This window comes from Nocardia sp. GP40 (assembly GCF_050434125.1).
Classification (GTDB): domain Bacteria; phylum Actinomycetota; class Actinomycetes; order Mycobacteriales; family Mycobacteriaceae; genus Nocardia; species Nocardia albiluteola.
Map to the genome: position 1 here is coordinate 1 of NZ_JBNPVW010000038.1, position 12219 is coordinate 12219.

Sequence of the window (12219 nt, forward strand, 5' to 3'; positions counted from 1 at the left end):
ATCCGCGCCATCAACGAATCCAGTTCGCCCACCAGCCGATCCAACATCACCCGACAGGTCTACCAGCACCAATTCACGCGAGTGACGTTGCAGTATTAACACGCCTTCTGACCTCGTCAAGGCGGTCAGGTCCGGATAACTCGGTCCGGCAATTGAACCGAAGGCCGAACCTGGCCAGACGGCCCGGATCCAGCAGGATGGTCGTTCTGGGCTCCTAGCCCGGTCATGATCCCTCCCGGTCGGTGCCGAACCGCCCGCGTGGTTACCGCCTCGGACTGATTGTTCGATGCCGTGTTCGAGGCCGGGAGATGCGTGACGCGTTGCTCCCACTCGCCATCGAGCACCTGGGCTGTCCATTGCTTGTTCCAGCCGAACGGCATGGTGTGCACATCCCAGCCACGCGCGGACAGCAGTTCGGCCAGCACCGCCAACACACGCTGAGCAGTAGGCCCATCGCAGTGCTCATGCGGGTCGGCCATCTGAGAAAAACCGTTGATCACGATCCCAATCGCACCGGTCTTGTTCGCGATCCGGTTGATCACCTTCGCCGCCCGCCGAGCCACCCCGAGGTCGCTGCGCTCGACACCCACCAGCAGAAAGAGGCAATCGGAAAACTCTTGCAACTCACCGATATTCACCGAATCGAGCATTACTGCCGCCGAACTCGCAGTTGTCACCGTGTATTCGAGCGTGGCACAACGCTGGCTCAGGATCTTCATGAAGCACCTCAGGCATAGATATGTGCGCGGAGTCTACAGCGGCACCGGTCGGGTTTCGCGAGCTATTCACCAATGATGGGATGACGAGCAGTTCGGCCAGGGTAGAGGCGGGTATGGCCACGGCGAGCTGGAACAGGGCGGCTTTGCTGGCGTCGCAGGGTGACCACACAGTCGGTGGAGCCGTTGTACATAAGGTGAATGACTGCGTACTTGAGGTCTTGGTGGTCGATTTCGTGGTAGCCGCCGCCACAGGCCTCGAGCGGGGTTGACGCTGCATTCGCCGGTCAGGCCATGGCTATTGATCCAGCAACGACCGCCGACGCAGCGATAACCAGCCTGACTGTCTGCATGAGTCCGCGCATCTACTCCACATCCGTTCCGTGCCCGCTGGTACGGGCGAAAATTGAATCCGGCATCAGATACCCGAGCCACGCTAACGGACCGAATTCTCCCTGACCATGCCTTCCTCTGGAGAAACCTTCGTGAAGCAAAGAAGTTTGCCCGAAAACAGAAGTTAGGGTTCGTGAACCAAATTTTCCAGTACCGATCCGGCGATTGCGGGATCTGACCCGTTACCGCATCGACCTGATCGGGGCGCGCACGGCGGAGAAGAACCGGGTGGAGAAGCCAGGGCTCCGGCGTTGTCGTGTTTCAGCAGGTGAGGAGTAGTTCGATGGGCCGGTTGAAGTCGCGGCCGTGATGCCGGAGCGCGGCGGCGATGTTGGTATGGCCGGCGAAGCGGAGCAGGCTCACGACCGTGTTGCGGAGGGTGGCCATGACGTGGCCGGCGGCATCGGTGCGGGCTTGGTGGCGGTCTTCGTCGAAGGCGGTGTCCCGAACGAAATGGACCCGATTTTCAATTCCCCAGTACTGACGCAACCATTGAGCTATCTAATGGTGGCCGGCATCGCGCACCGACAGACTCGTATTAGTTACGTGGAATCTGACCGTGGAGCAGCGACGAACTCCTCCACGGCAACGACCACGAACTGAGGAGATGCGTTGGGCAGCACAGTGGTGCTGGACAAGTGGCCGGTCCTTGGCCGGCACGAACGAGCAGCCGAATGGCTGGGGGTGTGGACCGATCTCGGGCGAGCGCCGCGCACGATCGATGCCTACGCTCGCGGCTTGGCCGAGTATCTGCTCATGTGCGATCGGGTCGGCGTCGATCCTGTCACCGCGAACCGGGCGCATATCGCCACCTATGTGCGTGAGCTGACCGAACGGCCGAGTCGTCGTGGCGCGAATGTGGTGTCGATCGACTCGGGATCGGGGCTGGCCAATGCCACGATTCAACAGCGGATCGTGCCAGTTCGGCTGTACTACGACTACTTGATGGAGGAGGGCCTGCGGGAGTCCAATCCTGTTGGGCGCGGCCGATATACACCGCGTGGCCGCCGAGGTGGGCATCAACGCGGCCTCGTTCCGCGACTGACGAAGCTGCCGTGGATCCCTACCGAACAGCAATGGCTGACCCTGCTCGAATTGGCCGCTCAAGAGCAGATTCGTAACCGTGTGATGCTCGCCTTGGCCTATGACGCGGCGTTGCGGCGAGAGGAGCTGTGCTCTCTGCGCACCGATGATCTCGATCCGGGCCGGCGGACCCTGCGAGTGCGCGCCGAAACCACCAAGAACCGGCTCGAGCGGGTGGTGCCGTACTCGGCACCGACCGGACTGCTGCTGTCGGGATATCTGACCCATCGGGCGACGATCAGCCGGGCCCGTGGCCCGCTGTTTCTGTCCGAATCACGCCGCAATCACGCACAGCCGCTGACGCTTTGGACATGGTCGAAGGTAATCCGCCGGATCGCGCTGGCCGCCGACCTGCCGCGCTTCTCGACCCACACGACCCGGCATTTGTGCCTGACCGACCTGGCCCGGATGGGCTGGGAACTGCACGCTATCGCCACTTTTGCTGGTCACCGCAGCACGGAGTCGACTCTCACATACATCCACTTGTCCGGCCGGGACCTGGCCGACAAGCTCAACCGGGGCATGGAGCAAATCCACGGCTGGCGCGTGCAGATGCTCGCTCGCCTGGACCAGCCAGCAGCGGAAGTAGCAACGCGGTGAGCCCGCGTTCCTCAGCGGTCGCCGTCGGGCGGGCCGCTCCAGAAACCTGGACATGGCCCGTCGACACCGTCTGCTACGACCGACATCCCGACCTGAGCCCGGCCGAGCGAGACGCTCTCACTCAGCTGGGCATGAACGTGCGCCGATGCCGCGGCCACGACCGCGACTCGCCGCAGTGGGACGCCATCGAACGGTTGCTGCGTCCTCTCGATGATGCACGTGTGGCGATGTGGCGACCGGATTCGAGGCATCACCAGCGGGCGATCGCCGACGCCATCGCGCTGATCCTGATGCGCTGCGCCGAGGAAGGAAAAACATTCTGGGGGTGGTCAGACCAGGATTGGGTGCGCCTGATCGGCACTGGCCAAAAGGAATTCGAGCAGCCGTGGCCTGGGTGGATCGACGGGACCATTCGCCCCTACCTGACCGCCTACGCCTACCTGCTCACCGGATTCACCAACTTCCAGTTGCTCGGCCACGCCGACAAACAGCGGTTGGCATGGCGCGTGTTCGGCAAGGATCTCGTGGAACGCGTCGTCGACCAGCTCGCCGGGGTCCTCAACACCTGGGGATACCGCGTCGCCAACCCGAGCGACGACCGCTTGTCCAGCGTCGTTTGCCTTGTGCTGCTGCTGAACCCCAGCCCACGACTGGAAGACCTCACCACCGCGGCGTTCGACCAGCTCCGGACTCATCCGGCCGTGGCTCGCTGCCACGGCGGGACGCTGCACGCTTTCCAGCGAGCTACGGCCGCGCTCGGGCATTGCGATCCACCGTCGCTGGCGAAACACGGGTCGATGCCGGCGATCGAGGGCACACACCAGCAGTGGGTGAATTGGATCGAACGCTGGTATGCGACATCCACTCTCACCCCGAAGGTTCGCGGCACCTTCCGCGGCGCCATGGCGAAGGCCGGGCGCTGGCTCGCCGCCGAACATCCCGAGATCACCGAGCCCGGCCAGTGGACCCGCCAGACCTGCGCGGCCTGGGTCGCGGCCGTGGACCGCCTCAGCGTCGGCGACTACGTTCAGCGCACGGTCGGGCTGTCCAAGCGGTCCGGCAAACCGTTGAGCCCGCGCACCAAAGCGGTCTATCTCACCGCGACCAGGACCGTGCGAAACTGCTCTGGGCGGGTCTCAACATCGAACCCGACGATCTCCCGGCGATCGCCGCGGCCAATCGACCCTGCTATCCGATCGAGCTCGTTCGCGCTATCACTCTGACCTGGATGTTCGCTGGCCAGCGCAGCGACGAAATCGCCCGACTGCGGGTCGGCTGCATCCGCTGGCAGCACGAGGGGATGCCGATCCCCGGTGACACCGACGAAGTCCTTGCCCGAGATGCCGTCTGCTTGTTGGACATTCCGACCCACAAGACCGGCACCGCCTTCACCAAGCCAGTCGATCCGCTGCTCGGACAGGCCATCGAGGCATGGGAAGCGATCCGGCCCGAACAGCCGAAGATGCTCGACCGCAAGACCGGCGAATACGCGGAATTCCTGTTCGCCTTCCGCGCTCGCCACGTCGGCAAGGCCTATATCAACACCGCGATCATCCCGACACTCTGCCGCAAAGCAGGCGTGCCGACCACCGACGTCCGCGGCAACATCACCAGCCACCGCGCCCGATCCACCATCGCAAGCCAGCTCTACAACGCCAAGGAACCCATGACCCTGTTCGAGCTGCAAGCCTGGCTCGGACACCGTTCCCCGGCATCAACCCAGTACTACGCCAAGATCACCCCGAACACGCTGGCCAGAGCCTACGACGACGCTGGATACTTCGCCCGGAACGTCCGCACCATCGAAGTCCTCGTCGACCGCGACGCCGTCACCTCCGGCCAAGCAGCCGCCGGTGAGCCATGGCAGTACTACGACCTCGGGCACGGCTACTGCACCTACTCGTTCTTCGAGCAGTGCCCGCACCGAATGGCTTGCGCCCGTTGCGATTTCTACACCCCCAAGGCCTCCAGCAAGGGACAGCTACTGGAGGCCAAAGAGAATCTTCAACGGATGCTGGCCGGTGTCCCACTCACCGACGATGAACGCGCCGCCGTCGACGACGGTCAGGCCGCACTCGACCAGCTCCTCGAACGACTCGTCGATGTCCCGACACCCACCGGAGCCACACCACGCCAGATCGGTGCTCCGGCAACCGCCACCCTGCTGCCGATCGTCTCGGTGAACCGGGGCGAATCGGCATGATCTTGACATTCCAGATTCCACAGAATCACCACGTACACGGTTTCGCGGGACTGTTTGCGGGTGCGGCGATGACGGGACACCACGGTGCGGGTCCGGTTCATCCGCAACACCTGGACCGCGCCGGGGAACCCAATCCCGGTTTCGATTTCGGTGGCTTGTAGGACGCGGGACTCGACCCGGCCGTGCGCCGGCTTGCCCTTCGCCCGATCCAGAACCGGAATCTGCCTCCAGGGCAACGCTTTACACCGCGCCCGCAGCAGTGGCTGATTGCCTTTGACCACCAGAACGTAATGGGCTCCGGAGTCGATGATCAACTGGGCGGTCTCGCGGCAGGTATGGGCGGCGTCGGCGGTGATCACGCATCCCGCGATGCCCAGACTCCGCAACAGCGTCCGCAACATCGGCACCTCACTGGTCTTGCCCGCGACCGCGACCTGGGCCACCACCGCGCCGGTGGCCTGACAGACCCACGCAAGCAGATGCGTCAGATGCCCAGCGCCATCACGGGCGCCCTTGAGGGTCTTGCCGTCGAACGAGATCACCCTCACCCCGCCGATCACCTTGGCGCGCAGCCACATCCACGCACACAACGCCCCGTCCAGGGTGTCGGCGTCCAAACGCTGCAGAGTGCGGCGGATGGTCTTCTCACTCGGCGCCGGACCTCCACACCGAGCCGGCCCAACACGCTGCCCGGAGCATCACCGGCCCACTCCCCGATCGCGGCGAACGACCGCGATCCTGCCAACGTGGCCGCCAGCGCCACCAACAGAATCGACGCCAACCCGAACCGGCGACCACGCCGCTTCCTCGGATCTTTCACCAACCCCAACACATCCAGCGAACCACGGGCATCATCACGTGGAATCTGTCGGCCACGAACGTGGCCGACCACGTCGGTCACAGCGACGGCACGCCGGTACGAGTTGCACAGCGGGCACGGGCACTCCGGGATCGATGTCAGGCGTAGGAACCTTCATCCTCTCGAACCGCCTGTGCCCGCTCCGCAACTCGTACCGGCGTGCCCCGCAACTGATTACCGCAGATCAGCGACCCTCACCCGACAACGCCGAGGCCCTGGGTAGAGAAGCTACTCAAGGACGCCTGCATCAAACTGTCGGTGATGGCCTCGGACATCTTCGGTATCGGGGCGAGCGATGATGGCCGCGTTGATCGCCGGGGAACGCAACCCGCAAGCGCGCGCAACTGGCACGGTCCCGCATGTTGATGCTACAACGGCAAGATCGCCGAGGGCAAGAGCCACAAAGAGGCGATGCGCTGTCTCATTGGGTGAGTTTTGATGGTGCGGTGCGATGATTCGGATCGTGGCCCTCGGTCAGCACCAGGAGATGGCCACGTTGCCGCGCCGCGTTGGATGGCTAGTTTGAGTACTGCACTCCTGGTGCGCCGAAGCTCCGATGACCGGCGTCACGGAGATGCCCCCTGGAGGACCGAACAATGAGAAACCGGCTCAGCGATCAGAGCGCCGACATGGCGAACCGGAGGAGAGGGTCGTGGGCACCATGCGGCGACTGTGACGGTCATCCCGAAATCGGGGCATGAGGAAAGCCGCCGCACTCGCGTTCGTAGCAAGCCGCGTAGTCGACAAGCGCTTGTTCGCGGTTGCGGGGAGCGATCAGTTGCAGGCCTACCGGCAGATTTCCGGATGTGAGGCCGGCCGGAACGGACAGGGCGGGGTGACCGGTGACGGCGAAGGGGAATGTGCGCTGGATGTAGTCGAAGCCGCCGTCGGCGAAATCAGGTTCGCGTTCGGGCGCTGTGAATCCGATTGTTGGGCAGGCCAATACATCCACCGTCTCGAATGTCGTGTCGACAATGTCGGTGAGACGTGTGCGGGCGGCCAGGGCCCGAAGATAGTCGACGGCGCTCGTTCGCGTGCCAGTGTCGAGATTCGCACGGGTTCCCGGGGCATAGTCCGCTGACTGGTGCGGATACCAGCGGCGGTGGCTGTAAGCAGCCTCGGCCAACATGATCGTGGTCGATTGCTCGGCCAGCGCCAGAATCTCGGGTAGACGCAGCCGATGAACGGTCGCACCCGCTGAGCGCAAGGTATCCAGCGCTGCCTCGAAGTTCGCCAGAACCTCGGAATCCAATGGTGCGCCGAGTAATTCGTCTACCACACCTACTCGGATGCCGGACAGAGAAATGGGGGTACTGCCACCAGTCGGTGCGTTGGCCAGTACCTCCCACATCACACGCGTGTCGGCGGCAGTGCGAGCAACTACGCCAACCGTATCCAAAGTGGGTGCGAGTGGCAGGATTCCACTCGTATCGATCGTTCCCGTGGTCGGCCGCAATCCGACCAGCCCGCAGAAGGCCGCAGGGAGCCGGGCCGAACCGCCGGTATCGGTGACCACCGAGGAGTAACCGATACCCGCGGCCACCGATGCGGCCGAGCCCGAGCTGGAACCGCCCGCGGTACGGCCGAAGTCCCACGGATTGTTTGCTTGTCCGTAGTCGGGATGAACGAAACCGTAAGCGAATTCGAGCAGATTGGTTTTGCCGAAAACCACCGCGCCCGCACGGCGCAGCCGGGTGACGACATCAGCGTCAACCTGCGGGCGATACCCGCGCAGTATTCGTGAGCCCGCCGTCATTGGAAACGACTCGATCGCAATCAAATCCTTCACCGAGACGGGAACCCCGGTCAGCAGTGTCGCATCGTCCGCACGCCGAAAAACTTCCTCCGCCTCCCGCGCCTGCTGGTGCGCCGATTCCGCCATGACCGTGATGAACGCATTGAGCTTCGGCTCCAGCGTTTCCAGCAGGCGCAGGGTCTGCTCCAACACCTCTACCGGCGAGACCTCACGTCGCCGGAACAGTTGATGCACTTCACTGATCGACGCTCGTAGTAACGACTGCATCATCATTAACCTCCAGACTACCGAACCCGAACAACCTAAGTCTGGACGACCGAAGGTTCGGCCTCCGCCGAACTGTCGTCGACATCTCCAGGTGTGAATCAGCGCGGGGCGTGTGCGGAATCTTGTGTGAGTTGATCTTGTGGTCTTCCTGGGTGGCAAGGTGAAGCGCCTTGCCACCCAGGAAGGAAGACCACGGTGGCGTAAGAAACCAACGACGACCAGAACAACACCACTGATACCGCTGATATAGTGGCGCTGGCCGAGCAGCTACTCGGCCGTGCCGATGCCGAGTCCGCGCAACAACTATCCCATTGTTGGAAATTAGGAGAAAGCCTTGACCTCCATTCACCGACTCTTCCTGACGTGAAAGATCAGCAGCCGGGCGATGATCTTCGCATCGAAGCCCATGAGCCGGCCAGGGCTCAAACAACCCAAAATAGATCAAATGTTGGCCGACGCCGCAACTCAGCGAAGCCGAATCGCGTCTGCCGCCACAGCAGAGTCACCTAACACCCCGAACCAAACCAACCCGTTTTATGAAATGCGCCAAACAACTGGCTTTTCGAGTACTGCCGCACAATTCCTTATCGGGATTACTGATATCGCATGAGAGCCATGCGTAAGGGAACTGAGCACCCAGCCTCTAACCTGATCTGAGTGCCACAGCAATGATGACTGCCAGATTGACAGCGAACAGATGGTGACCAGACCACTCAACGCTACGGCGTCAACCTGATGGAGATCCTCCAACCAATGTTCGATTCCATGTCGAGCATATTGGCATTCCTTGGCGAGGTCAGACGGTTTTGCACAGGCCTGCGTCGATCAGGACCGCTGAGCCGGTGGTGCTTGCCGAGCGTGGTGAGGACAGCAGCACGATGGCGTCGGCGATTTCCTGTGGATCGATGAGTCGACCGGTGGTAAGGCCCATTATCTCGGCCGCTTTGTGGTTCAGGAGCGTCTCGCGGTCGGTGCCGACAGCAGCGGCGAAGATGTCGGCCGCCCCGCCCTCGTCGGTCCACCACGGTGTGAGTACCGGCCCTGGCACCACAGTGTTGACCCGGATACCTTGCGGACCGAACTCCTCCGCCAGTGCCTGGGTCAGGTTGTTGACAGCCGCTTTCGCCGCCCCATAGTCGACATTGGCCGCACTGGCAACAAGGGCGTGGGTCGAGCTGACGTTGACGATGGAGCCTCCACCCCGAGCGAGTAGCAACGGTATGGCGGCACGTACCGCCCGGACGGTGGACATGAGGTTGAAATCCAGCATCGCGGCCCAGTCCGCATCGGTGAGTGTGGTGAATGAGAAGCGTGGCAGCACCACGCCGGGCGGCGGTCCGCCGGCGTTGTTGATGAGCATGTCGAGTCCGCCATAGATTTGCTCCGCCTTCGCGATCGCCTGGGCCGGACCTTGCGGTGTCGCCAGGTCGACCGCGACGTGGACCAGCCGCTCGCCCACCAATGCGTCGAGTTCCGGGGTGGAGTGTCGCGACGCGGCGACTACCAGTGCGCCTTCGGCGTTCAATGTCCGGGCCGTGGCGAGCCCGATGCCCTTCGATGCACCCGTGATCACCGCGACCTTATTCTGCAAACCAAGATCCATGGACTACAGCCTTGCGCCCGGAGCCCCGCCCGCGCTGGCGGTTTCCAGACGTCGCGTTGCCGCCAGAATCCGGCCTCGACCCACCTGGCCGCTATCGAACTTCACGACCAACCGACGCCGGAATTCACGATCGAAGCCAGGTCCCGTGCATTGAGCGTTTCCGGGTAACGGTCGCGTCGGCAGCATGAGCTGCCGACAAGCCGGAAAATGTTGGGGTGCAACGAGAAAGCGCAGATTCCGGATGGAAGGTGTTCGACCAAGAGACCAGCCGAGCCCGCAGTCCGTGGCGAACGCGAATATGACTGGGCGTAGGCCACCCTCCCCAACTTCGGTGACCTGCCGATCGGGTTCACGCGCACGCTGCTGGCCCGGCGATCGCTCGACGATCCTACCGATATCGCCTACTACCTGCGCTTTCACCCCGACACCGTGGACCGCGACCAGGTCGTGACCGTCGCCGGCGCGAGGTGGGCGGTCGAAGAATGCGTCCAGGCCGCCAAGGACCAATGCGGCCTGGACCACTACCAGGTCCGCAAATGGCACCCCTGGCACCGGCACATCCGCCTCGCCATGCTCGCTCACGCCTTCCTCGCAGTCACCGCCGCCACCGACCCAAAAGCCCACGCAAGCTGGGGCAGATATCTCCGCTACTAGCGGCGAAAACGATTATGAAACAACGAAATACAGCTGTCGTGCTAACACGACAGCTGTATTTCGTTGTGCCGCAAGGTGATCAGTCCTGGGGTAGTTTGTTGTTCCGTGCTGGATGATGTTGTGGCCGAAGATGTTTCGTCCTGGCGGGCGGAATTCGATGAAGTGTTCGCTGGGATTGCGGGGATGTTCTGCTGGGCTGCGCCGCGGCGGTGGGCGCGGTCGTATCTGACAGGGTTGCCGGCGCCGGTGGAGCACAAGAGCTCTTGGCAGTTGGCTGACGCCGCGAGTGTGGTGGGGCCGGATGGGCTGCAGCATATCCTGAACCGGTCCCGGTGGGATGCCGACGACTTGCGGGATCGGCTGCGCGCGTGTGTGGCCGGGGCGCTGGCCTGCTCGGATGGTGTACTGGTCCCGGCGACGTACGACCAGCACGAGAACCATCGTCCGTCCTGCGATTTCGGCGTCGACCATCCGCCGCCTTAGCGGGAATGCACACGCTCGACACTGTTCCGCAGCCGGGGCACCGGGCCGTCAACGTGGCGACGGCAGCCTCGACGACTACCGCATCGCCGTCGCTGCGGATATCACTAGTCGCCACAGAGTTCAAGTGCGGCAACAACTTCCGGACAAGATCACCAACCTACGCCCGCCATCAATACCAGCACCGAGGTCCAACAGCAACACGCCAACCAGCGTGATCACGCTGCGCCAGCCCTCTTTCTTCTGGCAGCCGACAGCAATCAGACTGCCTCCAGAACAAAGAACAGGAAGCACAGGAAAGTTGACTTGTCCCCGAATTCGGCGGGGAACCGCTCGCGGGCGCCAGGAGCTGGGGACGGCTCGCTGATGACCGCTATCCGGAAGCCGGCCGCGGTGAAGGCGTCGGTCATCGCGTGCAGCGGCCGGTGCCAGAAGCTCATCAGGGCGGTCTGGCCGCCCTTGGTCCACTCTGCGGTGTGGTTGTAGGTCGCGAAGTAGTCGGGCTTGCGGCCGGCCTCGCGATGCATGATGTTGACGGCAAATGGATGGTCGACGGACATGATGAGTCGACCGCCAGGCTTGAGCACGCGCCGCAGCTCGGCGAGCGCTGGCCCCCAGTCCTCCAGGTAGTGCAGCACCAGGGAAGCGACGACATCGTCGAACGTGCAGTCGAGGAAGGGAAGCGGGCTGCTCAGATCAGCCACCTGCAGGTTCGCACCGGCGCCGAGCCGCTGCCGGGCCAGCTCCAGCATCTTGGTGCTGGAGTCGAAGCCGGTCACGATGGCACCTTGGTCACGCAGCGCCGCGAACAGGGGGCCGGATCCACAGCCGGCGTCGAGGATCTGGCGACCAGCAACCTCCCCGGCCAGGTCCAAGATTGCGGGCCGCGCGTAATAGCCGTTGATGAGGTTGTCCTCGGTTTCGGTCGTGTACGCCTCGGCGAAAGTGTCGTAGTCGTTGGCCGGGGTCCCGTCGGTGGATTCGGCAGGACTTTCGGAGAGGGAAGCCATGCAGTCCATCCTGCATGCCAGTGGGCAGTGGGGCCAGTTCTGCTCCGGCAGACGCAACTCACTTCCTGCGCGGCACCGCGAACCGGTGCCGGTAGCGGGAATGCACACGCCCAGACACCATTCCACATCCAGGGCGGCGGGCCATCGGCGTGGCAACTACAGCCTCCACGACCATCCCATCGGCATCGCTCCGGACCTCGCCGATCACCACAGAATCCAAGTGTGGTGCCAACTTTCGTACAAGATCACCAGCGCACGCATGGGACTGCCCTGGCTTCGGTTGACTTCTGATCTGAGGAGACTGATGGGTCTTCTCTGTGAGAGGATGCGTCACCGTGCCGAAGCCCTACCCTGAAGAATTCCGTCGTGACGTGGTCGCCGTGGCCCGCAAGGGCGAGACGACACTGCGGCAGGTCGCGAAGGATTTCGGGATATCGGAGAGTTGCCTGGCCGGCTGGCTCAAACAAGCCGACATCGAGGACGGACACCGCGCCGGGGTCACCCGTGCCGAGTCGGACGAGCTGCGTGAACTGCGTAAACGTAACAAGCTGCTGGAACAGGAGAACGAGATTCTGCGGCGGGCGGCGGCGTTCTT

Annotated in this window: 11 protein-coding genes and 2 pseudogenes; 7 read left to right on the forward strand and 6 right to left on the reverse strand. The window is 63.3% G+C overall.

Annotated features, from left to right (window positions below):
• Nucleotides 1-125: 125 nt before the first annotated feature.
• Nucleotides 126-719, reverse strand: a complete 594-nt coding sequence (locus tag ABH933_RS45095; RefSeq protein WP_429429253.1) for a threonyl-tRNA synthetase editing domain-containing protein — start codon at nucleotides 717-719, stop codon at nucleotides 126-128.
• Between the two features lie 696 nt (nucleotides 720-1415).
• Here ABH933_RS45095 and ABH933_RS45100 point away from each other — a divergent pair.
• The 4 genes and pseudogenes from ABH933_RS45100 to ABH933_RS45115 form a co-directional block, all read left to right on the forward strand.
• Nucleotides 1416-1712 carry a hypothetical protein gene (locus ABH933_RS45100; RefSeq protein ID WP_429429255.1) on the forward strand — a complete coding sequence of 99 codons (297 nt, stop codon included), beginning with the start codon at nucleotides 1416-1418 and terminating at the stop codon, nucleotides 1710-1712.
• A gap of 9 nt (nucleotides 1713-1721) precedes the next feature.
• Nucleotides 1722-2792 (forward strand): tyrosine-type recombinase/integrase, encoded by a 1071-nt coding sequence (locus tag ABH933_RS45105; protein ID WP_429429256.1) that lies wholly within the window; start codon nucleotides 1722-1724, stop codon nucleotides 2790-2792.
• Complete coding sequence (locus ABH933_RS45110; RefSeq protein ID WP_429429257.1) at nucleotides 2789-4015, forward strand: hypothetical protein; 1227 nt, start codon at nucleotides 2789-2791, stop codon at nucleotides 4013-4015. Before ABH933_RS45105 ends, ABH933_RS45110 begins: the two co-directional genes overlap by 4 nt.
• A pseudogene (locus tag ABH933_RS45115) lies at nucleotides 3988-4473 on the forward strand (tyrosine-type recombinase/integrase); the annotation flags it as partial. The gene ABH933_RS45110 and the pseudogene ABH933_RS45115, both read left to right, overlap by 28 nt.
• A 383-nt stretch (nucleotides 4474-4856) precedes the next feature.
• Here the strand turns inward: ABH933_RS45115 and ABH933_RS45120 are convergent.
• From ABH933_RS45120 to ABH933_RS45135, 4 genes are all read right to left on the reverse strand, one after another.
• Entirely contained in the window at nucleotides 4857-5612 is a 756-nt protein-coding gene (locus tag ABH933_RS45120; protein ID WP_429429259.1) for an ISAs1 family transposase, read from the reverse strand.
• Nucleotides 5552-5896: a transposase family protein gene (locus ABH933_RS45125; protein WP_429429261.1), complete on the reverse strand. Its 345-nt coding sequence runs from the start codon at nucleotides 5894-5896 to the stop codon at nucleotides 5552-5554. The genes ABH933_RS45120 and ABH933_RS45125 overlap by 61 nt, the downstream gene beginning before the upstream one ends.
• A 637-nt stretch (nucleotides 5897-6533) precedes the next feature.
• Nucleotides 6534-7883, reverse strand: a complete 1350-nt coding sequence (locus ABH933_RS45130) for an amidase (protein WP_429429262.1) — start codon at nucleotides 7881-7883, stop codon at nucleotides 6534-6536.
• Between the two features lie 790 nt (nucleotides 7884-8673).
• Entirely contained in the window at nucleotides 8674-9480 is an 807-nt protein-coding gene (locus ABH933_RS45135; RefSeq protein WP_429429264.1) for an SDR family NAD(P)-dependent oxidoreductase, read from the reverse strand.
• 444 nt (nucleotides 9481-9924) lie between these two features.
• On the opposite strand from ABH933_RS45135, the pseudogene ABH933_RS45140 reads away from it, so the two are divergent.
• Nucleotides 9925-10083, forward strand: a pseudogene (locus ABH933_RS45140) (IS701 family transposase); the annotation flags it as partial.
• A gap of 156 nt (nucleotides 10084-10239) precedes the next feature.
• Nucleotides 10240-10617: a transposase gene (locus ABH933_RS45145; RefSeq protein ID WP_429429266.1), complete on the forward strand. Its 378-nt coding sequence runs from the start codon at nucleotides 10240-10242 to the stop codon at nucleotides 10615-10617.
• A 257-nt stretch (nucleotides 10618-10874) separates the two neighbouring features.
• Here the strand turns inward: ABH933_RS45145 and ABH933_RS45150 are convergent, their stop codons facing one another.
• On the reverse strand, nucleotides 10875-11624 hold the full coding sequence (locus ABH933_RS45150) for a class I SAM-dependent methyltransferase (RefSeq protein ID WP_429429268.1): 750 nt from the start codon (nucleotides 11622-11624) through the stop codon (nucleotides 10875-10877).
• Nucleotides 11625-11959: 335 nt separating this feature from the next.
• On the opposite strand from ABH933_RS45150, the gene ABH933_RS45155 reads away from it, so the two are divergent.
• A partial coding sequence (locus ABH933_RS45155; protein WP_429429269.1) for a transposase occupies nucleotides 11960-12219 on the forward strand: 260 nt, incomplete at its 3' end.